Source organism: Halobium salinum (assembly GCF_026586625.1).
Lineage (GTDB): Archaea > Halobacteriota > Halobacteria > Halobacteriales > Haloferacaceae > Halobium > Halobium salinum.
Genome location: NZ_JAODIW010000006.1, coordinates 845,211 through 870,217, shown reverse-complemented (window position 1 = coordinate 870,217; position 25,007 = coordinate 845,211). Strand labels below are relative to the sequence as shown.

Sequence of the window (25,007 nt, the reverse complement as noted above, 5' to 3'; positions counted from 1 at the left end):
GGAACCGACATGAAGCCCGTGTCTACCCACCGTCACGCCGTCTGTAGGCCCCGGGTCGGTCCGAGCGCACTCCGAGCACGCTCGGCAGCCGCATCCGCTCGCTCGACTGTTCGGCCCGTCGTCTGCCGGTAGACAACACCGTTCGCCCGCTACGAGCCGAGTCGAGAGGCGACACCGTATTCGGCCTCGGGAAGGCGACCGGAAGAGAGACGGGACGTCCGGCTCCGGAACGCAGCCTCAGACCAGCACGCGCTCCAGCCGCACGACCTCGCCGCGCTCGGCGTCGGGGTCGCCGACCAGCCGACCGAGACACACCACCGCGTCGTCCGGCGTGTAGCAGGCGAGCAGGTCCGTCTCGCCGATTTCGTCGTCGGCGTCGAGCACGCCCGGCGCGTACACCGGGGCGCCCTCCGCGACCTGTTCGGCGGCGTTCTCGGCGATGGTCACGCGGGGCAAGTGGGTGAGAGCGCGCTCTGCGGGGGCGACCACGTCTCGCAGGGGGTCCTCGTCGCCCTCGGCGGCCCACACTAGCGCGTCCTGGAGGTCGTGGAGCGTCACCAGGTCGCGGTCGTCGAAGGGGTCGGTGGCGGTCCGGCGGAGGTCGCCCATGTGCCCGCCCGTCCCGAGCGCGAGTCCGATGTCGTGACACAGCTTCCGGATGTAGGTGCCGCTCTCACAGCGGATGCGGAGGAGGGCCTGCCGGCCGCTCACTTCGAGCACGTCCAACTCGTGGACCGTCCGCGAGCGCAGGCGGCGGCTGACGGCGCTCTTTCTGGGGGGCTTCTGGTACACCTCGCCCTCGAACTCGGCGACGACCGAGTCGAGGTCCGCCGGGGCGGGCGCGTGGAGTTCGAGGACGGCGACATACTCCTTCGTTCCCTCCAAGAATACCTGCGCGAGGCGGGTGGCGTCGCCGAGCAGGACGGGCAGACAGCCGGTGACCTTCGGGTCGAGCGTCCCGGCGTGGGCCGCGCGGTCCACGTCGGCGCCGAGACCGGCGTCGTTCGTGAGGTCCCGGACCCAGCCCGACACCTGGTGAGCGGAGGGGCCGGGCGGCTTGTCGAGGTTGACGACGCCGAACTCCAGCAGGTCGGCGACGGAGCGGTCGTCGGGCGGCCCTCGCAACCGGGCCATCAGAAGTCGTAGGAGATGCCGACGACGGGAGCCTTCCCTTCGTCGCTCGTGGGGTTGTACGAGTCGATGGCGGTCGTGAGCATCCCGAGGATACCCTCCGGGCTCCAGCGGGCCGTGTTGTAGCAGATGTCGTAGATAGAGAGGTCGTCGATGTCGATGTTGTAGTACTCGTAGTAGCGCTTGGCCTCGCTCGCCTCGCGACGCTCGGTCTCCTTCTTCGCCGTCTTGCGGGTCTTGTTCTCGCGTTCGGCGATGCGCTCGGCGCGCGTGTTGAGCGGCGCGTCGAGCCAGATACGGATGTCGGCGTGCTCGGCCGCGAGCCACCCTGCGAGGCGGGATTCGAGCAGGATGTCGTCGCGCTCGGTGGCGATGTTCCGCAGGCGCTTGTCGAGGTCGCGGTCGATCTGGTCTTCCTCCTCGGCGAGTTCGTTGAACTCGACGGGCGTCATCCCGCGCTCGCGGGCGAGTTCGCGGAAGATGTCGCCGCCGCTGATGTGCTCCAAGTCGAAGGATTTGGCCAGTGCCTCGGCGGTCGTGCTCTTCCCGCTGCCCGGCGGGCCAGAGACGGTTATCAACATACGCCCTCTCCGATTCGACGGTTGAAGGGCTTTTTCGTTGCGACTCGGGGACACACCCGGGAGCGCCCGGGGACGTCCGGAAGGGAGCCTCAGAGGAGGCTCGGCACGGCGTACGCCAGCGTACTGGTGAAGAACGACAGCACCATCAACAGGACGAACATCTTCTGTGCTCTGTCGGACACGGCCCCAGCTTCGACGGAGGGGTTCAAAAATCGGTCGCCCGGGAACGGAGGCTACTCCAGCAGGGACTCGCCGGTCATCGCCTCGGGCCGCTCCAACCCCATCAGCGCCAACAGCGACGGCGCGAGGTCACAGAGCGACCCTCCGGAGCGAATCGACCTCCCGCCGGTGTCGCCGTCGGGCGTCTGGTAAATCAGCGGGACGGGGTTGAACGTGTGCGCGGTGTGGGGGTCCTCCTCGGTGCCCATGTCGTCTGCGTTCCCGTGGTCGGCCGTAATCAGGACGTGCCCGCCGGCGCCGCGTATCCCCTCGACGAGCCGACCGAGCTGTTCGTCGACCGCCTCGACGGCTCGAATCGCGGCCTCGTAGTCGCCGGTGTGGCCGACCATGTCCGGGTTCGCGTAGTTCAGGACGAGCAGGTCCGGGTCGTCCGAGTCGATAACCGAAAGCGCCGTGTCCGTCAGCTCCTCGGCGCTCATCTCCGGTTGCTGGTCGTACGTCGGCACGTCCGGCGAGTCGACGATTCGCCGAATCTCGCCGTCGAACTTCACCTCGCGGCCACCGTTGAGGAAGTACGTGACGTGGGGGTACTTCTCGGACTCGGCCGCCCGGAGCTGCGTGAGTCCGGCCTCCGAGACCACCTCGCCGAGCGTGTCCGCCGGCTGGTTGGGCGGGAACGCGACCGGCGCGTCGAAGGTGCGGTCGTACTCGGTCATGGTGACGAGGTGAACCGACGGCGGCGACTCGGCGAAGTGGTCGGGCGTCGTGCCGCTCTCCCCGCTCTCGTCGCTCCCCTCGTCGGCGTCGACCTGCGGCGCTCGCCCGGTGAGCATCCGAACCAACTGCCGTGCGCGGTCGGCGCGGAAGTTGAAGAACACGACCGAGTCGCCGTCTTCGAGCGCCGGACCCCCCTCGACCGTGGTCGGCTCGACGAACTCGTCGGTGTCGCCGCGTTCGTACGACGCTTCGACCGCCTCGACGGCCGACGCGGCCTCGTGGTCGCCTTCGCGGTTCACGATGGCGTCGTACGCCCGGCGGGTTCGCTCCCAGTTGCGGTCGCGGTCCATCGCGTAGTAGCGCCCGGAGACGGTCGCGACGTGGCCCGTGTCGTGCTCGTCGACGACCGCCTGCAGGTCGGAGAGGAACCCCGTCCCCGACTCGGGGCCGGTGTCGCGCCCATCGGTGAAGGCGTGGGTGACGGCGTCGATTCCGCGCTCGGCGGCGCCTTCGATGAGCGCGTAGAGGTGTTTCTGGTCGGAGTGGACGCCGCCCTCGCTGACGAGCCCCATAAAGTGGACGCGCCCGCCGCGCTCCTCGGCACGCCGGAACGCGCCCTCGATGGCCTCGTTCTCGGCGAAGGAGCCGTCCTCGACGCTGTCGTTGATGCGGGTGTACGCCTGCATCACGACGCGACCGGCGCCGATGTTGACGTGGCCGACCTCGCTGTTGCCCATCTGGCCGTCCGGGAGGCCGACGCGCCGGCCGGACACCTCCAGGGTTCCGTACGCCCCGGCGTCGCGCAGGCGGTCGAAGTTCGGGGTGTCGGCGGCCTTGATCGCATCTCTGTGGTCGTGGTCGCCGAGTCCCCAGCCGTCGAGGATGACGAGGGCTGCTCGCATGGTCGGGAGGAGTCGCGCCGGGCGTACCTAGCTTTCGCTTCGGGCATTCATGCGGAGACGGTCGAAATCGAGCGGTGTGCGCTGCCGTAACTGACAACGCGGTGACCCCCGGAAGCCCCCGGCCTCTGGACTCGCGCGCCTCGCTGCGGTCCTCGTCGCTCACTCCGTTCGCTCCTGCGGTCCTTGCGTCGGCGTGCTTCGTCCAGAGACCGGCCCCTTCCGAAGTCCCACCCCGCAGTTGCTTGGCTGGCCGTCGTCTCCCGCCAGAACTGGCGAGTCGAGACCGACCTCCTTCCCCCGCACCCGACACCGGGACGCCTTTGATGCCGGCCCGCCCGTGTCGAGTTATGAAGACGCGACGGCCGCTGCCCGACCGCTGGGTGCGCTACTACCTCGGCAACGCCCCCAGCCTCGTCTGGCTGCTCGTCGTCAACGCCGTCACCTTCCTCGCCGGCGTCCGCTACTACGTCGAGACGATGCCGGACGTGCCGACGTTCTTCTGGCCCCTCTACGCCGACTCGCCGACTGCGCTCGCCTTCGGCACGCTGTCGCTCGCGGCCCTGCTCCCCCTGCTCTCGACGGGTCGGGACGTGCTGGAGCGGCCGACGAACCTCCCGCTCGCCTACCTCGACACCATCGCCGTCGTCTGGCTCGTGAAGTTCGGCCTCTGGACGGCAGTCGCGCTCAACCTCCGGCCGGAGCTGTACGTCGGCTTCGACCTCGACGGCCTCTACGCCTACTGGGCCATCATGTTCACCCACCTCCTGTTCGCGGTCGAGGCGTTGCTCATCGCCCGGGTCGGGACGACGACGAAGGGCGCACTGGCGGTCACGTTCGGAGCCATGCTCGTCGGCGACGTGTACGACTACGTGTTCGGCAACCACCCGCCGCTCCGCTACGACCCGGGGAGCCTGCTTACATCACCGCTGTCCGGCGACCCGGGTCACCTCCTCCCGCTGTTCTCGGTCCTGCTCACGGTCGTCGCGGTCGGCGTCGCGGCGACGACGTTGACCCCACACGGGCGCCGGAAGGCGGCTCGAAACGCGGACGACTGAGGCGGGAGCGAGTGAGGGCACACGGAGGCGGCCGAACCGGTGACGACCGACCTGGTGGCGAGTGTCCGGGAACGACCACGCGAGGACGACAGGAACCGGAGACGGCGAAGAGAACGACGGCGACGGAGCCACGCGGAGGCGCGGTCAACCGACAACTGGCGGCTCTGACAGTCATCGAAGCTGACTCGTTACGGAGGTGATAACGGCGGTTTTCGGCGCCTACCGACCGTTCACTCGCCGATGAACGGAACGAACGAAGGTCCGGGTTTATACGTCGCCGTCGGGTACCGAGTGTCGATGCGAGCGGCGTTGACGCTGATTACCTGTCTGATGCTACTCGGTGCCGCCCTCCCCGGTGGCGCCGTCGCCAGCGTCGGGTCGGCCGTCGACTCGGCGGGAGCGGCGGCGCTCGGTGACGAGCCGCTCCGAGCCGACGCTGGGGCGACCGACTCGGCCGGGTCGATAGGGTCGACCTCCGCCGGTGCCGCGGCGAACGAGTCGAACGGCTCCGGTGCGTTCGGCGCGTCGGTCTCCTCGTTCGTCCAGTCGACGGCGGCGGAGACCGACAGCGTCGTGGACACGGAGATGTGGGCTAACCGCGAAGCCGACCGGACCGCCGAGAGGGGCGAGTCGGCGGCCGACGCCGGTACGGCCGACGAGAGCGGGACCCAGTCCCGAATCGAGCGGCGGGTCGCGGACCTCGAGGACCGCTTCGCCGACCTGCGCACCGAACGGCGGGAACTGGTCACCGCTTGGAAGAACGACGAGATAACCGACCTCACCTTCCGCGCCCGGATGGCCTCCGTCGACGGACGTCTCGTCGGGCTGGGACTGGCGGTCGACACCATCGCCGACCTCGCCGAGGACGAGGGAGTCGACGACACGGGGGTCGCGTCGCTCCGGACGTCTATCACCGACCTCCAGACGCCGTCGGCCGCGACGTTGGTGGAGCGCTATCCCGAGGCGGGTGCCGAACCGGTGTCGGCTAACACGACGGCGAACACTACCTCACCGACGCCGGTGCCGAACGCGACCGCGACGACCCCCGCGCCGACGCCGAACGGGACGACCACCACACCGAACGGGACGACGGTGAACACCACCTCACCGACGCCGGTGCCGAACGAGACGACGCCGACCCCCATCACGCCCACACCGAACGAGACCACGACGGCGCCCGATACGACCACGCCCGAACCGGCGCCGAACGGAACGACCACGACGGCGCCCGACACGACCACGCCGAACGAGACGACGCCGACCCCCATCACGCCCACGCCGAACGGAAGCGTCCCGAACGCTACGACGCCGAACGCTACGACACCGGACGAGACGACGGCGGACGAGACGACGTCGAACACCACGGCCCCGAACAGAACGCCGCCGAACGAGACGCCGCCCACGACCAACGAGAGCGTCCCGGACACGACGACCTCCGTCGTCGATGCCTCGAACGACTCGAACCGGACGACCGCGGGGTCGATGGACGCGCTTCGCTCCCGATAGCCGGTAGCGACGGACCAGCGGCGGGAGTCGAGGCCGGTCGACTGTCGCCGAGGCGAACGAACCGACCGGCTGGGAGCACGAAACGCCTCGTTGAGTCGTTCGTCACGGCGCGCGAACCGTTCATCGACGCGTCCGTCGACGCAGAACCGAACCGCGGGTCTCGGGTCGGTGAGACACCCTTTTGACGACAGGCCGTCTACCGGTCACCATATGGACTCCGCGGTGCTGCTCGATCTCCTCGGTAACGAGAACCGACGGCGCATTCTCCGTCTCCTCTCGCACAAGCCCTGCTACGTGACCGAGATCAGCGAGTACCTCGGGGTGAGTCCGAAGGCCGTCATCGACCACCTGCGCAAGTTGGAGGACGCCGGCCTCGTCGAGTCCCGGACCGACGACCAGCGCCGGAAGTACTTCCACATCTCGCGGAACCTCCGTCTCGAGGTGAACGTCTCGCCGTACGGGTTCGGCGCGAAGAGCGCCTACCCCGCCAGCCCGAGCCTCGACATGAGCGGGCGCTGTCCGCACATCTCGATAGACGCGACGCCCGACACCGACGCCGACGGCATCGACGGCCTCGCGTCGTCGTTCGCCCGACTCGAAGAACTCGAGAACGAACTATCGCTCGCCCAGCGATGGGTCCACGGCCGGAAGACCGACGTGCTCGACCGCCTCAACGAGGCTATCGGGGCCGAGGCCGACTCCCGGTTCTACGCGAACGTACTCGCGGCTATCGCGTCGGGCGAGCGGACGGTCGAGACCATCGGGGAGGAGGTGAACGCGCCCGCTCCCGTCGTCGAAGAGGCGCTCGGCCGACTCGCCGACCGCGGGCTGGTCGCCCGACGGGGGGAGCGCTGGCGAATCGTCGCCTGACCCGTCGAGGATTCGTTCGGTCCCGTCCGCCGTCTCCTCTGTGACCCCGTCGGACTACTCGATTTCGCGGGTGAGCCCGCTCCGCAGGTCGCGTCCGAAGTAGTAGCCCAGCAGCGCGACGAGCAGGCCGGAGCCGGCGCCGATGCCGGCGATGGTCGGCCCGTGCTGGGAGAGGAGGTCGGTCGTCGCCGGGAACCACGCGGTGAAGACGGCGCCGAGCGCCGTGAGCAGGAACGAAAGCGCGGCGGCGGCGGCGCCGGCGAGTCCCGTCTCGAGGTAACGCCGACCCGCGGCGACGAGCCCGACGACGAACGCCGCGACGAACAGGCCGACGAACCGACCGAGGAGGCCGAGAAACGGGATGGGAACGACGCCCGCGAGGAAACCGCCGGCGACGACGCCGACGGTCGACAGGACGAGCGCGAACAGGAACGTCCGGAACGAGAACAGGCCGTTCAGCCGGCGTCGAAGGCCGAACCGGGAGCGACCGCCGGACGAGTCGCTCGACCCGGACGAGTCACCCGCCGAGTCGCGGTCGAACGGTGTGGAGGGCTCCATACCGCCGAGTGGGCGCTCCGGGGGTATGGCCTTTTCCCCGACAGGTGACCGGGGAGACACGAAACACGCCGACCTGTCGGCGAACGGCGACCGGCCCGACGGCCGACACGGGTGGGGTTCCGGAAGGGGCCGCCGTCTCGGCGACGGCGGAGGCGGGGCTTCCGTCAGACGGTGTCCCGATGTCGAGGTGGGTCGTCACTCTCGGACTCCCGCCCGAACGAGTGGATTCAAGTCCGCCGCGGCGATACGAGCGAGCATGAACCCAGGGGACCGCGTCCGCGTCGAACGCGCGGGCGTCACGAACGAGGGCGTCCTCATGCCCTCCTCCACGCCCGAGCACCTCGTCCTCAAACTGGAGGGCGGCTACAACGTCGGAATCGACCGCGACGACGCCGACGTGGAGGTGCTGGAGTCGGACGTGTACGAGGTCGGCGAGGCCGACGACGGGAGCGGCGAGGACGACGACGGCGACGAATCGGCCTCCGCGGTCGAGTTCGACGACGACCTGCCGACGGTCGCGCTCATCTCGACCGGCGGCACCATCGCCTCGACGGTCGACTACCGCACGGGCGCCGTCACGGCGCAGTTCGACGCCGAGGACGTGCTCCGGGCCGTCCCGGACCTCGCGGGCCGGGCGAACTACCGCGGGCGCGTCGTCGCCAACATCCTCTCGGAGAACATGGAGCCGTCCATCTGGCAGGAACTCGCCGAGGCGGTCCACGAGGAGATAGAGAACGGCGCCGACGGCGTCGTCGTCATGCACGGCACCGACACGATGCAGTACTCCGCCTCCGCGCTCGCGTTCATGCTCGACACGCCCGTCCCGGTCGTGTTCACGGGGAGTCAGCGCTCGGCGGACCGGCCCTCCTCGGACAACGTGATGAACGCCGTCTGCGCCGTCGAGGCGGCGAAGGCCGACTGCGCCGAGGTGCTCGTCTGCATGCACGGCAGCGAGTCCGACGACGCCTGTGCCCTTCACCGCGGTACCCGGGTGCGGAAGAACCACACCTCCCGACGCGACGCCTTCGAGACGGTCGGCGCCCGCCCGCTGGGCGAGGTCGACTACGAGAGCGAGACGGTGTCCTTCCGGCGCGAGTACCGCGAGCGAGGCGAGGCCGACCTCGCCGTCGCTCCGGCCCTCGCCGGCGACGTGGAACTCGTGAAGTTCACGCCCGGAATGGACCCCGCCGCGTGGGAGTATCTGGACGGGAAGGACGGCGTCGTCGTCGAGGGGACCGGCCTCGGCCACGTCCACACCGACCTCGTCCCGCGAATCGGGGAACTGGTCGACGACGGGACGACCGTCGCCATGACGAGCCAGTGTCTCGAGGGCCGGGTGTGTGACCGCGTCTACGACACCGGGCGCGACCTGCTCGACGCCGGCGTCGTCGAAGCCGGAGACACTCTCCCCGGGACGGCGAAGGTGAAGCTGATGTGGGCGCTCGCGAACCTCGACGACCCGGCGGAGGCGATGGGTCGTTCGCTCGCCGGCGAACTGCAGGAGCAGTCGCGTCCGTGGACGTGAACCCGTGGGGAATGACGTGACCGCGAGCGAACCGACGTTCACCGTCCGACAGGCCCGCCCCGACGACTACGAGGCGGTGCGGGCGATGACCGAGGACACGTGGAGCGACCGCGACGGGAGCGACTACATCCCGCGCATCTACCACGACTGGATTGCCGGCGACGGCGACGACCAGCGCACGTTCCTCCTCGACGTGGAGGGGGAGGACGCGGTCGCCGGGGTCCTCCAGGCCGTCCTGCTCTCGGAGCACGAGTCGTGGATGCAGGGGATGCGCGTCAACAGCCGCTATCGAGGGATGGGGCTGTCGACGCGACTCCAGCGACAGGCGTTCGAGTGGGCCCGCGAGAGGGGGTCGACGGTCGCGCGCAACATGGTGTTCTCGTGGAACGTCGCCGGCCTCGGCGGGTCACGAGCGGCCGGGTTCGACCCCTGCACCGAATTTCGGTGGGCGCACCCCGACCCGGACGCGGACGCCGGGTCGGAGACGGGAGCGGGTACCTCGACCGTCGAAGTCGCCGCCGAGGGCGACGCCGACCCCGACGCGGCTTGGTCGTTCTGGAACGCCGGCGCGGCCCGCGACCACCTCCGCGGACTCGTCCTCGACGCCGAGGAGTCGTGGGCCGTCTCCGAACTCACCCGCGAGCGCCTCCGGGCCGTCGCCGACGACGGCCGGCTGTTCGTCGCGAGGGACGACGGGACGCGCGGGTTCACCTACCGCAACCGAACCTACGACCGGCCGAACGAGGACGGCGAGGTCGTCACCTGGGCGGAGTACGCCGTCGGCGCGTGGGACACCCCCGCCGCCTGCGAGGCGCTCCTCCGGGCGGTCTCACGCGACGCGGCGGGCGTCGACGCCGACCGGACGCGCGTCTACGTTCCCGAGCGCGTCCGCTGGGTGAGCGACGTGGCCGCCGCTCGCGTACGCGTGTCGGACGAACCGGACTTCGTGATGGCCGCGGACCTGACCCGCGACTCGCTGGTCGAGAACTGAGACCGGGGTGCGCTCTCGCGCTCCGCTGGTCTCTCAGCGAAGCCCGTCGGGACCCGTCACGGAACTTCTACCCTTCCGACGTGCCGGGAGCCACAGCGTCGTCCGCGCGTCGCGTTCGCGGCGTTCGAGGACGCCCTGTCGCTCGAGGTCGCGGAGCGCGCGCTCGACGCTCTCTGCGTCCGCGTCGAGGCGGTCGGCCACGAGCGCCGTCGGTCGGGGGTCGTCGTCGGTGAACGCGTCGAGCACCTGCTCCTGCGTGACGGTCGCCGGGTCGGCGGGGACGCTCTCGTCCCCGGGTCTCGGACCAGCGTCGGCCTCCGCCGGGCAGCGGTCTTCGGGAGGTGTTGACATACGACTCGGTTGGAGCGGTGGCCGGTTGTACGCTCGGCCTGTGTGAACAAGCGACCGTCGTGGAGGGCGGTCGGCGGGTCGGCGCCGGTTCGGCCCGACGCGGCTCAGACCTGCGTGACCCAGAGTCGGTAGCCCTCGCCGCGGCCGTACACCGCCTGGAACGCCTCGTCGACGAACGCCGAGAGGCGGTTGGCGTCGGAGCGGGCGGTGATGCGGACGTTCGTCCCGTCGGCGTCCTCGGGGGACTCCATCGCGTCGATGCGGAACTCCTGGTAGTCGTTCAGCAGCGACTCCAAGTCGGCGCGCTCGTCGTCGGTCACGTCGAGATTGAACGTGTCGTCGGCGAACTGAATCCACGGCGCCGGGTTCGCGTAGCCGTCCTCGTCGGCGCCGTCGAGGTCGGCGTCGGGGTCGACTTCGGCGGTGAGGAAGGCGCTGCCGCGCTCGCGGTGGGCCGCCACCGCGTCGGCGACGAGTTTCCGGCGCTCCTTCGCGTCGTCCGCGTCGAATCGGGTCATGCGTGGCGGTACGCCGTCGGAACCCATAGTTCCGGCTACTCGACGCCGGGTCCGGGGTCGACTCCCGACCGCCGCTCCGCGTAGAGCCGAAGTCACGCCCCTCTCGTCCCCTCGACGTCGTCGGTGACCAACTCCCGGACGACGAAGCTGGCGTCGGTCACGAGTTCCCGGAGCTCCGCCGGGACGACGAACCCAGTTCCCGGTGGACGGCGACCGGCCAGACACCCGACACGGGTGGGGCTCCGGAAGGGGCCAGCTTCCGGACGAAGGACGGCGAAGTAAGCACTGAAGGCGAGCGAACAAAGTGAGCGAGCCAAAGCGCACAGCGAGCCGCCCGAATCCAAAAGTCGGGGGTTTCCGAAGACCTGAACTGTCCGGTCGTCTCGGTCCCGTCTCGACGGACTACACTACCAGCAAAAGCCGGAACCACCACCAACTTAAGCGACCCCGGAGAACCGTCGGCCATGAGCGCCGACCACGTACTCCTGCTCGGCCCGCCGGGGGCAGGCAAAGGGACACAGAGCAAGCGACTCGCCGACGAGTTCGGCCTCGAACACGTCACGACCGGGGACGCGCTCCGGGCGAACAAGCACATGGAGACCGAACACGGGACGCCCGCCTCCTTCATGGACGCCGGCGAACTCGTGCCGGACGCCGTCGTCAACGAAATCGTCGAGGAGGCGCTCTCCTCGACCGACGGCTGGGTGCTCGACGGCTACCCGCGCAACCTCTCGCAGGCAGAGTACCTCACCGACATCACCGACCTCGACGCCGTCATCTATCTCGACGTCGACCGCGAGGAGTTGGTCGACCGGCTCACCGGCCGCCGCGTCTGTGAGGAGTGCGGCGCCAACTTCCACGTGGAGTTCAACCAGCCCTCGACGGAGGGGGTCTGTGACGTCTGTGGTGCGACGCTGATTCAGCGCGACGACGACAACGAGGAGACCGTGCGCGAGCGCCTCCGTGTCTACGACGAGAACACCGCCGCCGTCATCGAGCACTACCGCGAGGAGGGGTCGCTCGTCGAGGTCGACGGCGAGGGGACGCCCGACGAGGTGTTCGGCCGCATCGCCGACGTCGTCGAGGAGAACTGAGCCGACCGACTGCGCTTCGCCGGTCGGTCACTCCCCTTCCCTCCGGCCGACGCCTGTCAGCACCGCTCACTACTGGTTGATTATCCGAGACGACGTACTACACGTCGTGACTCGATTTCCCTCTCTAGCTGCGGTGCTGGCTGCGGTCGCCCTCTCCCTCGCGGTGGTCTCCGGTGCCGCCCTGACGCTCACCGACCTCGGGGTCGCCAACAGCACGACCGGCTTCGAGTCGACGGTCGCCACCTCCGCCGCGGGGAACGCCACTCTCGACACGAGCGACGGCGTGACCGTGGTCGTCCTCGGCGACGCCGAACACGACCGCGACGTGGAGCGGGCCGTCGTCGAGGCGCTCCGCGCGAACCTCGTCGAGGCCGACGTCGCCGCCGACCTGCGGTCGGCCTACGACGGTCCCGTGCTGGTCGTCGTCCCCACCGAGTGGGCGCTCGGCTGGACGCCCGTCTCCGGCGAGGCGACCGCCGCGTGGCGCGTCGTCTACGTTCAGTCCGGCGACCTGACCCAGTTCGGCGAGTCGACGGCCGGCGCGGGCGACTTCACGACCGAACGCCTCGTCGAGCGCCTGTCGAGCGGTGACGTCGACACCGTCGCCCTCGACGGCCGGACGAACTTCGTCGTCACCGGCGAGTTCGCCCTGACCGACGCCACGAGCGGCCTGCTGTCGCTCCCGTACTACGACCGGCACGTGGTCGAGGCCGCCGCCGGCGCGACGGTCGACGCCCTCCTCGGCGTCTGACCCCGTTCGTGACCGGTTCTCCCCGTTTATCGCCGGTCGGCCGTCCGGACCGAGAGTAAAAGCTTGATAACCCACGGATGGCTACAGACTGGCAATGGCACGTACAGAAGAGAAGGTCCGGTCGCTCGTCTCCGAGGACTCGGAGATGCGGTCGGCCGTCGAGACCGTCCTCGCGCGCTCGGAGGACGGGGAGGTCAAGTGGGTCGACGTGAAGGGCGACCTCACGAGCGGCCAGTGGGGCCGCCTCATCGAGCGCGGGGTGCTGGTCGACGGCGACTCGGGGTTCCGCCTCGCCGACGAATCGGCGACGCGCGCGGCGCTGAACGGCGCCGGCGAGTCGGCGACGGCGTCCGCGTCGACGACGAGTTCGTCCTCGTCGACCGACCCGGACGAGATAGAGGGGACGACGTGGTCCATCTACGACAAGGCCGCCGCGCTCATCACTGTCTCGCTGTTCGCGGGCTACTCGTGGGCGCCGATGCGGAACCTGGTCGGCGGCACGTTCGACCTGCTGCTCTCGCCGCTCATCAGCACGCTCCCGTTCTTCGCCGTGGTGATGGTGCTCGCGCTGGCGACGGGGCTGTACTCCACCCTCCTGCAGGCCAACCTGATGAACATGGACAAGATGGGCGCCTACCAGGAGCGCATGAAGGACATTCAGGAGCGCCGCAAGGACGCGAAGGAGCGCGGCGACGACGACGCGCTCGACGCCATCCAGGAGGAGCAGATGGAAGCGATGGGTGACCAGCTCGGTATGTTCAAAGAGCAGTTCCGCCCGATGGTGTGGATCATGTTCCTCACCATCCCCGTGTTCCTCTGGATGTACTGGGCGGTCGGCGTCGGCGGCAACGCCGAGGCTCACTACACCCTGGAGTCCATCGTGCTCCCGCTCGTCGGGGAGCGGCGGTGGCTCGACCAGGCCGTCGGTCCCATCCAGGTGTGGATCGTCTGGTACTTCCTCTGCTCGATGGCGTTCACCCAGATCATCCGCAAGGGGCTGAACATCCAGACGACGCCGTCGGCGTCGTAGACGGCCGCGTTCGCGCCGGTCCGTCGTCTCGGCCTCCGCGAACCTTCTCGCTTCCCGACACGTTTAACTCCGGAGCCGCCGCATCGTCGGCCGACGATGCGCAACCAACCCCCGCAGAAGACCGCCCTCCAGGTCGTCGGCGTGCTCGCCGGCACCGCCTCCGTGCTGTACTTCGTCTACACGGACGGTGTCAGCCTCTCCCCGGTCACCCGCTCGCTGGTCGGCCTGTTCGTCGCCGTCGGCCTCGCGGCCGCGTCCCTCGTCACCGACGACGCCTGGGACACCGTCTCGCTGTACCTCCTCTCGGGCGTCGCCTTCCTCGGCGCGAGCATCCACCTCCTGCAGACCTACCGGGTCGACGGCGTCGGGACGCTGGTCGTCCTGCTCGCGCTGACGGTCGTCGCACTCGGCGTGAGTCGCAACTGGGGCCGGCTGACGGCTCCCTCGACGGGCGCCGTTCGCGTCGCCGTCGCGGTCGCCGTCGTGCTCTCGCTGGCGCTGGTCGGCGTCGACCTCGGCACCGGGGGCGTCACCCACTCGATAGAACTCACCGACCGCGTCACCGTCTCCGACGGATACGACCGCGAGGTCCGTCTCGGCACGGTCACCTACCGGAACCCGAGTCCGGTCCCGAAGGAGGGCGAGTACCCCCGCTACGAGGCCTGCTTGGTCGGCGTCTCCCTCCCCGACCGCTACCAGGGCCGCGCAGAGACCGGCGTCAGCGTCGACTTCCACTCCCACCGGCTGGTGTCCGGCGGCGGGAGCGTGACGCTGAACGCGACGACGTACCTCCCCCGCGAGGTGGCGAACACGACGACGACGTTCACCGTCGTCGGGACGGACGCCTGTCCCGACTCCGCGGCGACACCGACCGTCGCCGTGTACGAACGGCCGCGGCGCTACTGAGCGTCGACCCGGCACAGAACCACTGCTACTCCTCGAGGGTGACGCTGTCGGTCGCCGCGTTGCGGAGCGCGTCCGACCGACCGTGGCTCCCGGGTGCGATGACGAGCGTGCGGAGCCCGTAGGCGTTCGCGAGTTCGACGACGGGCTTGAAGTCCGTGTCCCGGGAGGCGACCGCGAGCGTCGCGGCGGGGCCGTCGACGACGAACTGGGCCGCGTCGACGGCGAGTTTCACGTCCACGTCGCCGCTGGTGACGACGACCTCGTAGCCGCGAGCCTCGGCGGCCTGAATCAGACCGGGGGTCGCGTGCTCGTCTACGTACAGCCGGGTCGCCACGAGCGGGCCGGCGGTCTCCGCGGCCTCGCGTACGTCGTCCAAGTCCACGTCGAACTCCTCGCGTAGCACGTTCGGGCCGTCGACGAACAGCGCGACGCCCTCCCGTGACTCGTCGTCGACGGTGTCGTCTCCGACGCGGCCACGAGCCCGGTCGAGCAGGTCCATACCCCGAGACGACCCTGGCCGGAAATAGGGTTGTTGGTTTCAACCGAACAACAATAATCGCCTATCTGTCTGTGTTTGACTTAGTTTTTGCATTCAGGAAAATAACGGAAAGTATAAGTCGAGTGTCTCGGTAGGGGAGGGCACACCATGTCAGAGGATGGCAATTACGGGTGGAATCGTCGTGACGTGCTTCGGACCACAGGTGCCGTCGGTGCCGCGGCCGCTCTCGGTGGGGTCGCCTCCGCGACGCCGGGTCGGGAGCCGGGTGCCAAGGAGGGCGAGGTGCTCGTCGGCGTCTCGAAGCCGAAGGGGACGCCGAAGGACGTCGTCGAGCAGTACGTCCCGGGCAACGCCGAGGTCGTCCACCAGAACGAGACGCTGAGCTACGTCGCGGTGAAGTTCCCGGCACAGGCGCCGGACGTGGCACGGCAGAACTTCATCGACGCGGTCACGAAGAAGGAGGGCGTCAAGTACGCCGAGGAGAACGCCACCTACGAGACGCAGCTCTCGCCGAACGACCCGCAGTACGGTAGCCAGTACGCGCCCCAGCAGGTCAAGTCCGACCAGGCCTGGGACACGACGCTCGGCGACTCGTCGGTGACCATCGCCGTCGTCGACACCGGGGCACAGTACGACCACCCCGACCTGGCGGGCAACTACAAGAGCAACCCGGGGTACGACTTCGCCGACGGCGACTCGGACCCGTACCCGGACGTGCCGAGCGACGAGTACCACGGGACGCACGTCTCGGGCTGTGCGGCCGCGGTCGTCGACAACGGGAGCGGCGTCGCCGGGCAGGGGAACTCCTCGCTCATCAACGGCCGGGCGCTGGACGAGTCCGGCTCCGGTTCCACGTCCGACATCGCCGACGCCATTGAGTGGGCCGCCGACCAGGGTGCCGACGTCATCAACCTGAGTCTGGGCGGCGGCGGCTACACGAGTACGATGAAGAACGCCGTGAGCTACGCGACCACCAACGGCGCGCTCGTCGTCGCCGCGGCCGGCAACGACGGCTCCGGCTCGGTCTCCTACCCCGCCGCCTACAGCGAGTGTATGGCCGTCTCCGCGGTCGACGACAACGAGAACCTCGCCTCGTTCTCGCAGTACGGCAGCAGCGTCGAAATCTGTGCGCCCGGCGTGGACGTGCTCTCGACGACGACCGAGGCTCGCGGCTCCTACGAGAAGCTCTCGGGCACGTCGATGGCCACGCCGGTCACGTCCGGCGTCGCGGGCCTGACGCTCGCCAAGTGGTCGAGCCTGTCGAACTCGGACCTCCGGGCCCACCTCAAGAACACGGCCGAGGACATCGGCCTCTCCTCGGACCAGCAGGGTTCGGGGCAAGCGGACGCGTACGCGGCGGTCACCACCGACCCGTCCAACAGCGGCGGCGGTGACGGCGGGGGCGACGGCGGTGGGGGTGGCGACTCCACCTCGGCCAGCGTCGACGGGTCGCTGTCCGGGTACTACGACTACGACAACTACTCGTACGCGTGGAGCTACTCCTCGCCGAGCCAGGTCGTCGTCGAACTCGACGGCCCCTCGGACGCCGACTTCGACCTCTACGTCAACACGGGGACGACGACGAACGCGTCGCCCTCGAACTACGACTACGGCTCTTACAGCGCCGACAGTCAGGAGAGCATCACCATCGACAGCCCCGACACGTCGACGGACATGCAGATAGACGTGGACTCCTACAGCGGGAGCGGGAGCTACACGCTGACCATCACCGAGTACCAGTAACTCGGCGACCGGCGCCGTCGCTCGCGGGTGCCCGAGGCGGGACACGCCGCGGCCGGCGAACCGAGACAGCCGTCGTCCCTTCTTTCGGAAGACACCGCCTGTCGTGAGCGAGACCCCCACGAGCGACGGCCACGTCGGGTGGCCGCGCCGCCGTCCGCCGTCGAGGCTCGTGGGGCCGGCACCCGCGGGGCCGACGAACTCGAGCACCTCGGGGGCCAGCGGACTTTTGCGCGGGGACGGAGTCGTACCGGGCAATGAGTAGCCGCAACGGCAGGCAGTGGCCTCGCCGAGGCGCCGCTCGCCGGCGCGCGGACGGGGCCGGCAGCCCACCGAGTAGGGACGCATCGACCGCGCCGTCGGCGTGTCGGCTGGTGGTGTGTCCGTGACGGGTGGCCTGCTCTCGGGAGGCGCCACACCGTCCGTCCTCGCCCTCACCGCCGAGGGCGGCGGCACCCACATCGTCGACCAGCTCATCGTCCTGCTGGCGGTGTTCCTCATCGCGGCGGCGGTCGGCACCCTGGTCGCGAAGGTCGGAAAGTTCCCCTACACGGTCGCGCTGTTGCTCGCGGGGTTGGGGATGTCGGCCGTCCTCTCGGTGTACAACATCCCCATCGTCGAACAGCTGTTCGGCCAGGTGTCGCTCTCACACGACATCATCCTCTACCTCCTGCTCCCGCCGCTGCTGTTCGAAGGGGCCGCGACGACCGACCTCGAACGCTTCCGGCGCAACCTCGTCCCCATCCTCACCCTGGCCGTCCCGGGGCTCGTCGTCGCGGTGCTCCTGCTCGGCGTCGTCGGCACCCGCGCGTTCGGCTTCGACCTGCTCATCGCGCTGCTGTTCGCGTCGATGATTCTCCCGACCGACCCCGTCAGCGTGCTCGCGCTGTTCGAGGAGGTCGGCGCCCCCGAACGGCTCTCCGTGCTCGTCGAGGGGGAGAGCCTCATCAACGACGGCGTCGGCGTCGTCGTCTTCTCCACCCTGCTCGCGCTGGTCACCTCCGGCACCGACCCGACCTCGCTGCTGAACCCGGCGGAGGCGGCGGGGGTAGCAGGCGAAATCGTCGTCGTCAGCCTCGGCGGCGCCGTCGTCGGCCTCGCGGCCGGGTACGCCGTCTACTCCGTGATGGTCGACCTGGACGAGCCGATGACCGAAATCGTTCTGACGTTGGTGCTCGCCTACGGCGCGTTCGTCGCCGCCGAACACTACCTCGGCGTCTCCGGCGTCATCGCCACCGTCGTCGCCGGGCTGTTCATCGGGAATCAGGGCGCTGAGTACGCGATGAGCCCGCGGACGAAGGTGACCGTGTTCAACACCTGGGAGACGTTCGCGTTCGTCGTCAACACGTTCATCTTCATCGCCATCGGCGTGCAGACGCGCATCCCGAGTCTGCTCTCGAACTGGCAGCTCATCCTCGGCGCCATCGTACTCGTCGTGCTGGTCCGGGCGGTCATCGTCTACCCGACGGTCGGCCTCCTGAACCTCCGACGGGAGGGGGAGATTCCGCGCTCGTACCAGCACGTGATGGTCTGGGGGGCGCTCCACGGCTCCATCCCCATCGCGCTCGTGCTGGGCCTGCCGGCTGTCGAGCAGGTGCCGGGGAGCTACCCGCGGGGAGAGCTCACCGCGATGGTGTTCGGCGTCGCCGCCTTCTCGCTCATCGTGCAGGCGCTGACGATGGAGAACCTTCTCGACCGCGTCGGCATCACGACCCGGAGCGACGCCGAGGAGCTGTACGAACTCCTGCTCGGGCGGGCCCGCGCGGTCGACGCCGCCCTCGACGCCGCCGAGCGACTCGAGCGGCGCAACGACATCCCGTCCGGCGTGTACGACGACTTCGAGGCCGAGTACGGCCGCGAGCGCGACGACCTCCACGAGGCCATCTCGGCGCTGATGGGGTCGAACCCCGAACTCCGTCACGAACAGCTGCTGATGGGCGAACGCCGCGTGCTCCAGCAGGAGAAGAGCGCCGTCATCGACGCCATCCGCGAGGGCGTCGTCACCAGCGACGTCGGCGAGCGCCTCCTCGAGGAGGTGGACCTCAAACTCGAGAGCGTCCGGAGCGGCACCAGCACCGTCCGCGAGACCGAGGAGGGGTACACCGAGGCTTGGCGCCAGCGCGCGGAGGAGTTCGGCCTCGACGTCGACCTCGACGTTCCCGAGGCCGACGAGACACCCTCGGCTGAGGACCGCGACGGCGGGTCGGGGAGTGGGACGGGAGCGGAGTAACTCGGCCGGCGTCCGCCCTCAGCGACCACACCGCGGGACGGCTGTGCGTCCCGCGTCGACAACCGGGCAAGAACCATGCCCTCCCTCTCCCTCCCGTTCGACACATGCGTGACGACCCCAGCCGTTCGCAGTCAGCGCCCTCCAGCACCAGACGCCGGCTTCTCGCCGCCGGCGGCGCCGGCCTAACCCTCTCCGGACTCGCCGGCTGTCTCGGCATGGGCGGCGGTGGCGGCGACGGCGGCGGTAACGGGAGCGGGGGGAGCGAGGGGAGCGGAGGCGGCGGCTCGGGGACGCCCATCGCCGAACACGACGCCGCGACCGCCATCGACGCCCAGCCGAGTCGCGGCCCCGACCCGCTCGACGCACCGGCGACGCTAATCGCCTTCGAGGACCCCTCCTGTTCCCGCTGTCGGGCGTTCGAGACGAACGTCGTTCCGAAACTCGAAGCCGACATCGAGGCCGGGAACCTCGCCTTCGTCTCGCGCACCTACCCCGTCGTCTACCCGTGGGGGAAGCCGGCGACACAGGCGCTCGAAGCCACCTACGCCCGCGTCGAGAACGAAGAGGCCGGCGCCGACGCCTACTGGGGGCTGTTCGACCACTACTTCGCCGAGCAGGACGCCTTCTCCGCGGACAACGTTCTCTCGCGCACCGAGTCGTGGCTCGCCGAGAACACCGACCTCGACGCGGCGGCGGTCGTCGCCGACGCGGAGGCGAAGGAGTTCGACGACGCCGTCCAGACCGACCTCGACGCCGGCGACGCCGCGGGCGCGAACGGCACCACCCCGTCGCTGTTCCTCTTTCGCGACGGCACCTACCGCACCAAGGCACAGGGAAGCGTCAGCTACGACGTCATCGCGAGCGCGCTGGAGCTCTGAGCGCCGATGAGTCTCGCCCGTTCCGTCCGCGGCCTCGGCTCCCGACTGCCGACCCGCCGCGACGACTGGCGCCTCACCGCACGCTTCGTCAGGCTCGTCCTCACTATCCCGGGCTACGCGCTGTTCGCCGGGGTGGCCGCCGCCGTCGCGCTGTCGGCGTTCGTGCTCTCACAGAACCTCACGCTCGTGGCCGACCTCGTGGTCGGTGGGAGCCTCCCGCTCTCGAACCGACTGCGCATCCTCGCCGGACTGTACCCCTTCCTCGGCACGTCGTACTCGGCGCTCACCGGGGTCGCGCTGCTTCTCGTGGCCGTACTCGTCGGCGTCGACCTCGCGATGGTGACCTACCACGTCCGGGAGCACGGCCTCGGCGCCCGCGAGAGCGGCGGGAGCGCCGTCGGCGTCACCCTCGGGATGCTCGGCGCCGGCTGTGCGGCCTGTGGCTCCACCGTGCTCGCCGGGCTGTTCTCGGTGTTCGGCGCCTCCGGGGCGCTCCTCCTCCTCCCCCTCGAGGGGTTGGAGTTCTCCCTGTTCGCGCTCGTCGCGCTCCTCCTGTCGATGTACTGGATAGCCGACGGGATGCGCGGCGGCGAAGTGAACGGCTGTCCGGTGGACGTCGGTCGGCGGTAACGGGCGTCGAGCGTCCGGACTCGGGTTATCGAGTCGAGAGCGCGAGTGTCGTTCCTCTGCTCCTCGGAGAGGCCGTGCCGTAGCGTCTTTTCCCGCCCGGGGTCGACACACTCGTCGGAGTATTCGGGACGCGAGACGCGCCGAGCCGTCCGAGCCGGACCTCGGTCAGTCGTCGGCTGCGGGGAACTCCACGACCCCCGATTCGGCCTCGCCGTCGAGAGGGCGGAGTCGTTCACGAACCCCCGAGCGCAGGTAGGCCAGAACGGCCCACATCACACAGCCCAGTCCGGCACCGAGCGCCGGTGCGGTCATGCCGGCCGAACCGAACGCCACCGCCTTCACGAGGAGACCGACCGTCGTCAGCCCCGACGTCTGGAGGGGGACGCGCGCGTCGTGGTCGCGGATAGTCGGGAGAACCGAGAGCGTCAGGACCAACGTTACAGCCGCAATGATGTACTCTTGCCACATATACGGGGAACCTCACCGCACCCAGAGGAGACGAACCGGGTCGCGATACGGACGTCATGCGAGTCGGTGATATATATTTTCCGCTGAAGGATAGTGAACGATACTAAGTCGCACGCCGAGACGAGTCGAACTCGCGGTGGCGTCCCGCCGAACCGGAACACCCGGGTGCCCGCCCCGACGTCGGGGGTTGACTCGCGTCGAACTCGGTCGAAACGTACTCCCGCTCCCGACTGCGACTCGCTCGCGAACCTCCGCTCGGCGTTACACCTGCCGTGACGTCGGTGACCGCCGTCGCCCGCCGATTCGCCGCGGGATACGACGGCGACGGACTGGGACGACCGCCACCTCCTGCGAAACCCTATCTCGCCGCGTCGCCTACTCACCACCCATCGAACGGCGGTCGCGCCGAGTCGGCGCCCGCCGCGTTCGACCGGGAAGAGCCATGTCGAATCTGGACACGGATACCGGGAGGGGTGTCGAGTCGGGAGCGGCGGGCGTCGGCGGACTGGACGCCGTCGAGGCGGGGAGTAGCGACCGGAACGGGACCCGAAGCGCGTTCACCTCGGCGCCGAGGCGCGCCGGCGTCGACCGACGGAGCCTCCTCCGGACCGGCGCGCTCGCGCTCGCGTTCGGCGTCGCCGGAGCCGGTGGGGGCGTTCGCCAGGTCGCCGCCCAGCCCGACTGGTGGGGGGAGTTGACGCTGATCCAACAGCTCCGCGAGGTGGAGCGCCTGACCCGGGTCTACCGCCGGGTCGACGCCGCCGCGGCCGACGGCTACGAGAGCGCCGCGCTCCCGCTCGTCTGTGGGGTGGGCTACTACTTCGACAACGCCGCGCGGTGGGCCGACGACGCCGTCGACCCGACGCGCCCCGAGTCGCTCGTGTACGCGCTCGCCGGGGAGCGACTGCGACTGGCGGCGGTCGAGTACGCCGTCGCCACCGAGGTCGACGCGGACGGGAACCCGACGACCGAGCCGCCGGACCTGTTCGCCGACGGGGAGACACCGGTCGACCGAAGCCCGCTCTCGGGGCTGCGCGAGGTCGACGGTTGGGGGCTCGTCGTCGACGGCGAGTTCGCCTACTGGGACCTGCACGTCTGGGTCCACGAGACCAACCCGGACGGCGTGTTCGCGTACCGGAACCCGCGGTACGCCGGGACGCCGGGCTGTGTGCCGGTCGGAAGCGAGCCGTTGCCCGGGGACGACGAGGCAGAGGGGAACGGAGCCGAGAGCTGATCCGCCGGTAGGGGGCGTCCGTTCGTCGCCTCGAAAAAGACGGATGGCCGGTCGGTGCGGTCGCTTACGAGCGCTCGTGAACTTCGAGCACCTTGCCCGCGGCGATGGTCTGGCCCATGTCGCGGATGGCGAAGGAGCCGAGTTCGGGAATCTCCGAGGACGGCTCGAGCACGAGCGGCTTCTGCGGGCGCAGGGTGACGACGGCGGCGTCGCCGGCCTTGATGAAGTCCGGGTTCTCCTCGGCCACTTCGCCCGACTTCGGGTCGAGCTTCTTGTCGATGGACTCGAAGGTGCAGGCGACCTGCGCGGTGTGAGCGTGGATGACGGGCGTGTACCCCGCCGTGATGACGGAGGGGTGCTGCATCACGACGATTTGGGCCTGGAACGTCTCGGCGACGGTCGGCGGGTCGTTCGCGGGGCCGCAGACGTCGCCGCGGCGGATGTCGTCCTTGCCGACGCCGCGGACGTTGAAGCCGACGTTGTCGCCGGGACCGGCCTCGGGCACCTCCTCGTGGTGCATCTCGATGGTCTTGACTTCACCCGAGACGTCCGAGGGCTGGAAGGAGACGTTGTCGCCGGTCTTCAGCATGCCCGTCTCGACGCGCCCGACCGGGACGGTCCCGATGCCGGAGATGGTGTACACGTCCTGAATCGGGAGTCGGAGCGGGGCGTCCGTCGGCGGCGACATCTCCGGGAGGTTGTTCAGCGCCTCCAGCACCGTGGGGCCGTCGAACCACGGCATGTTGTCGGAGTGTTCGGAGATGTTGTCCCCCTCGAACGCCGAGATGGGGATGAAGCGGGCGTCGTCGGCCTGGAACCGCACCTGGTTGAGCAGCTGCTGGACGCCCTCCTTGACCTCCTTGTACTTCGCCTCGTCGTAGTCGACGGCGTCCATCTTGTTCACCGCGACGATGAGCGTCTCGATGCCGAGCGTACGGGCGAGGAACACGTGCTCGCGGGTCTGGGGGGCGACACCGTCGTCGGCGGCGACGACGAGGACGGCGTGGTCGGCCTGCGAGGCCCCCGTAATCATGTTCTTCACGAAGTCGCGGTGACCGGGTGTGTCCACGATGGTGAAGTAGTACTTGTCCGTGTCGAAGCGCTGGTGGGCGATGTCGATGGTCACGCCACGCTCGCGCTCCTCGGCGAGGTTGTCCATGACGTAGGCGAACTCGAAGCCACCCTTGCCCTTCTCTTCTGCCTCCTCGCGGTGCTGTTCGATGATGTGCTCGGGCACCGACCCCGTCTCGAACAGGAGCCGTCCGACGAGCGTGCTCTTGCCGTGGTCGACGTGGCCGATGATAGCGAGGTTCTGGTGTGGTTTGTCTGCCATGGTATATCAGGCGCGTTCGCGCCGAACGGACGTAATATGGTCGCGGGAGGGGTTAACGGTTTTTCAGGACAGATTCGTGACCGGTCTCGAACACGAACCGGGAGGGTGGGAGTCCCGTACTCGGACCGGGGGGCGTGGCCGCGAGCCACCGCCGTTTCGTACCCCCGCCCCGAACGGCCGACGATGACCGACTTCCTCGACGACCGTCGCGACCGACTCGACGCTCACCTCGACGACCGCGACGCCGACGCGGTCTGGTTCGCCCGCCCGAACGCCTTCGCGTGGCTCACCGGCGGGAGCAACGTCGTCGACCGCGAGGGCGACGTGGGCGTCGCCGCCGCGGGCTACGTCCGCGAGCGCGGGACCGGCGGGGACGACGAAGGTGACGCGACCGGCGGCGAGTTCCGCGTCGTCACGGACAACATCGAGGCCGGCCGTCTCCGCGACGAGGAGGTGCCCGACCGCTTCGAGGTGACGACGTTCGACTGGTACGACGGCTCACTCGGCGAGGCCGTCGCGGAGCGCTCGCCCGGCCGGGTCGCCGCCGACTTCGACGTGCCCGGCGCGACCGGGGTCGACACCGCCCGACTCCGGATGCCCCTCTCTGAGACCGACGTGGACGTGTACCGCGCGCTCGGCCGTGAGACCGCCGCCGCCGTCGAGAACGTCGCGCGCGAACTCGAACCCGAAGACACCGAACACGAGGCCGCCGCTGCTCTCCGCATCGCGTTGTCGGCTCGCGGCATCGAGACGCCGGTCGCACTGGTCGGCGGGAGCGAGCGCGCCCAGCAGTACCGTCACTACACGCCTCAACAGGAGCCGCTGGGCGACTACGCCCTCCTCTCGGTGACGGCCCAGCGCGACGGCCTCCACGCGAGCGTCACCCGCACGGTCGCCTTCGACGCCCCCGACTGGCTGGCCGAGCGCACCGAGGCGGCCATGACGGTCGAGGCGACGGCGCTCGGGGCCACCCGGGCGGTCGCCGAGCAGGGGGGCACCGCCGGCGACGTCTTCGAGTACGTACAGGACGCCTACGACGCGGTCGGTCACGCGGACGAGTGGCGTCGTCACCACCAGGGCGGGGCGGCGGGCTTCGCCGGCCGGGAGTGGATAGCCACACCCGGCCACGACGGGGCGGTGACGACGCCGATGGCGTACGCCTGGAACCCGACGGTGCAGGGGGCGAAGAGCGAGGACACGGTCCTCGTCACCGACGAAGGGTTCGAGGCCCTCACCCGGACGGACTCGTGGCCGACGGAGACCGTCGAGAGCGTCGCCGACGACGCGCCCGCCACGCTCGACCGCCACGCGGTGCTGGAGCGGTAGTCG

The 25,007-nt window shown here is 69.7% G+C and carries 24 protein-coding genes; 15 read left to right on the top strand and 9 right to left on the bottom strand.

What is annotated here, in order from left to right:
* Positions 1-237 precede the first annotated feature (237 nt).
* The 3 genes from N5095_RS07735 to gpmI form a co-directional block, all read right to left on the bottom strand.
* Positions 238-1,134 (bottom strand): RNA-guided pseudouridylation complex pseudouridine synthase subunit Cbf5, encoded by an 897-nt coding sequence (locus N5095_RS07735; protein WP_267622186.1) that lies wholly within the window; start codon positions 1,132-1,134, stop codon positions 238-240.
* Complete coding sequence (gene cmk, locus N5095_RS07730; RefSeq protein ID WP_267622184.1) at positions 1,134-1,712, bottom strand: (d)CMP kinase; 579 nt, start codon at positions 1,710-1,712, stop codon at positions 1,134-1,136. Before cmk ends, N5095_RS07735 begins: the two co-directional genes overlap by 1 nt.
* A 233-nt stretch (positions 1,713-1,945) precedes the next feature.
* On the bottom strand, positions 1,946-3,511 hold the full coding sequence (gene gpmI / locus N5095_RS07725; protein WP_267622183.1) for a 2,3-bisphosphoglycerate-independent phosphoglycerate mutase: 1,566 nt from the start codon (positions 3,509-3,511) through the stop codon (positions 1,946-1,948).
* Between the two features lie 347 nt (positions 3,512-3,858).
* Between gpmI and N5095_RS07720 the strand changes: the two genes are divergently transcribed.
* The 3 genes from N5095_RS07720 (at position 3,859) to N5095_RS07710 (ending at position 6,942) form a co-directional block, all read left to right on the top strand.
* Entirely contained in the window at positions 3,859-4,566 is a 708-nt protein-coding gene (locus N5095_RS07720) for a DUF1405 domain-containing protein (protein WP_267622182.1), read from the top strand.
* 297 nt (positions 4,567-4,863) lie between these two features.
* Positions 4,864-6,072 (top strand): hypothetical protein, encoded by a 1,209-nt coding sequence (locus N5095_RS07715; RefSeq protein WP_267622181.1) that lies wholly within the window; start codon positions 4,864-4,866, stop codon positions 6,070-6,072.
* A 210-nt stretch (positions 6,073-6,282) separates the two neighbouring features.
* Positions 6,283-6,942, top strand: a complete 660-nt coding sequence (locus N5095_RS07710; RefSeq protein WP_267622180.1) for an ArsR/SmtB family transcription factor — start codon at positions 6,283-6,285, stop codon at positions 6,940-6,942.
* A gap of 54 nt (positions 6,943-6,996) precedes the next feature.
* On the opposite strand, the gene N5095_RS07705 is transcribed toward N5095_RS07710, so the two are convergent.
* On the bottom strand, positions 6,997-7,500 hold the full coding sequence (locus tag N5095_RS07705; protein ID WP_267622179.1) for a hypothetical protein: 504 nt from the start codon (positions 7,498-7,500) through the stop codon (positions 6,997-6,999).
* A gap of 256 nt (positions 7,501-7,756) precedes the next feature.
* Between N5095_RS07705 and gatD the strand changes: the two genes are divergently transcribed.
* Complete coding sequence (gene gatD, locus N5095_RS07700) at positions 7,757-9,025, top strand: Glu-tRNA(Gln) amidotransferase subunit GatD (protein WP_267622178.1); 1,269 nt, start codon at positions 7,757-7,759, stop codon at positions 9,023-9,025.
* An 85-nt stretch (positions 9,026-9,110) separates the two neighbouring features.
* Positions 9,111-10,016 carry a GNAT family N-acetyltransferase gene (locus N5095_RS07695; protein ID WP_267623018.1) on the top strand — a complete coding sequence of 302 codons (906 nt, stop codon included), beginning with the start codon at positions 9,111-9,113 and terminating at the stop codon, positions 10,014-10,016.
* Positions 10,017-10,049: 33 nt separating this feature from the next.
* Here N5095_RS07695 and N5095_RS07690 read toward each other — a convergent pair whose 3' ends face one another.
* Complete coding sequence (locus N5095_RS07690) at positions 10,050-10,367, bottom strand: hypothetical protein (RefSeq protein WP_267622177.1); 318 nt, start codon at positions 10,365-10,367, stop codon at positions 10,050-10,052.
* A 104-nt stretch (positions 10,368-10,471) separates the two neighbouring features.
* Positions 10,472-10,885: a DUF7975 family protein gene (locus N5095_RS07685; protein WP_267622176.1), complete on the bottom strand. Its 414-nt coding sequence runs from the start codon at positions 10,883-10,885 to the stop codon at positions 10,472-10,474.
* Positions 10,886-11,349: 464 nt separating this feature from the next.
* On the opposite strand from N5095_RS07685, the gene N5095_RS07680 reads away from it, so the two are divergent.
* From N5095_RS07680 to N5095_RS07665, 4 genes are all read left to right on the top strand, one after another.
* Positions 11,350-11,979, top strand: coding sequence for an adenylate kinase (locus N5095_RS07680; RefSeq protein WP_267622175.1), 630 nt, complete (start codon positions 11,350-11,352; stop codon positions 11,977-11,979).
* A 133-nt stretch (positions 11,980-12,112) separates the two neighbouring features.
* Entirely contained in the window at positions 12,113-12,730 is a 618-nt protein-coding gene (locus N5095_RS07675) for a hypothetical protein (RefSeq protein WP_267622174.1), read from the top strand.
* A gap of 94 nt (positions 12,731-12,824) precedes the next feature.
* Positions 12,825-13,760, top strand: a complete 936-nt coding sequence (locus N5095_RS07670) for a DUF106 domain-containing protein (RefSeq protein ID WP_267622173.1) — start codon at positions 12,825-12,827, stop codon at positions 13,758-13,760.
* Positions 13,761-13,856: 96 nt separating this feature from the next.
* Positions 13,857-14,666, top strand: coding sequence for a hypothetical protein (locus N5095_RS07665; RefSeq protein WP_267622172.1), 810 nt, complete (start codon positions 13,857-13,859; stop codon positions 14,664-14,666).
* A gap of 25 nt (positions 14,667-14,691) precedes the next feature.
* On the opposite strand, the gene N5095_RS07660 is transcribed toward N5095_RS07665, so the two are convergent.
* Positions 14,692-15,165 carry an NYN domain-containing protein gene (locus N5095_RS07660; protein WP_267622171.1) on the bottom strand — a complete coding sequence of 158 codons (474 nt, stop codon included), beginning with the start codon at positions 15,163-15,165 and terminating at the stop codon, positions 14,692-14,694.
* A 147-nt stretch (positions 15,166-15,312) separates the two neighbouring features.
* Here N5095_RS07660 and N5095_RS07655 point away from each other — a divergent pair, with 147 nt between their 5' ends.
* From N5095_RS07655 to N5095_RS07640, 4 genes are all read left to right on the top strand, one after another.
* Positions 15,313-16,908, top strand: coding sequence for a S8 family serine peptidase (locus tag N5095_RS07655; RefSeq protein ID WP_267622170.1), 1,596 nt, complete (start codon positions 15,313-15,315; stop codon positions 16,906-16,908).
* A 457-nt stretch (positions 16,909-17,365) separates the two neighbouring features.
* The gene (locus tag N5095_RS07650; protein ID WP_390203040.1) at positions 17,366-19,135 is read left to right on the top strand and encodes a Na+/H+ antiporter; all 1,770 of its coding nucleotides are present in this window, start codon (positions 17,366-17,368) and stop codon (positions 19,133-19,135) included.
* Between the two features lie 104 nt (positions 19,136-19,239).
* A complete protein-coding gene (locus N5095_RS07645) occupies positions 19,240-20,013 on the top strand; it encodes a DsbA family protein (RefSeq protein ID WP_267622167.1) in 774 nt (257 codons plus the stop codon).
* A gap of 6 nt (positions 20,014-20,019) precedes the next feature.
* Complete coding sequence (locus N5095_RS07640) at positions 20,020-20,643, top strand: hypothetical protein (protein ID WP_267622166.1); 624 nt, start codon at positions 20,020-20,022, stop codon at positions 20,641-20,643.
* 165 nt (positions 20,644-20,808) lie between these two features.
* On the opposite strand, the gene N5095_RS07635 is transcribed toward N5095_RS07640, so the two are convergent.
* Positions 20,809-21,111, bottom strand: a complete 303-nt coding sequence (locus tag N5095_RS07635) for a hypothetical protein (RefSeq protein WP_267622165.1) — start codon at positions 21,109-21,111, stop codon at positions 20,809-20,811.
* 442 nt (positions 21,112-21,553) lie between these two features.
* Between N5095_RS07635 and N5095_RS07630 the strand changes: the two genes are divergently transcribed.
* A complete protein-coding gene (locus N5095_RS07630; protein ID WP_267622164.1) occupies positions 21,554-22,345 on the top strand; it encodes a hypothetical protein in 792 nt (263 codons plus the stop codon).
* 64 nt (positions 22,346-22,409) lie between these two features.
* On the opposite strand, the gene tuf is transcribed toward N5095_RS07630, so the two are convergent.
* Positions 22,410-23,678, bottom strand: coding sequence for a translation elongation factor EF-1 subunit alpha (tuf, locus tag N5095_RS07625; protein WP_267622163.1), 1,269 nt, complete (start codon positions 23,676-23,678; stop codon positions 22,410-22,412).
* A gap of 183 nt (positions 23,679-23,861) precedes the next feature.
* On the opposite strand from tuf, the gene N5095_RS07620 reads away from it, so the two are divergent.
* Positions 23,862-25,004 carry a M24 family metallopeptidase gene (locus N5095_RS07620; RefSeq protein ID WP_267622161.1) on the top strand — a complete coding sequence of 381 codons (1,143 nt, stop codon included), beginning with the start codon at positions 23,862-23,864 and terminating at the stop codon, positions 25,002-25,004.
* Positions 25,005-25,007: the final 3 nt, after the last annotated feature.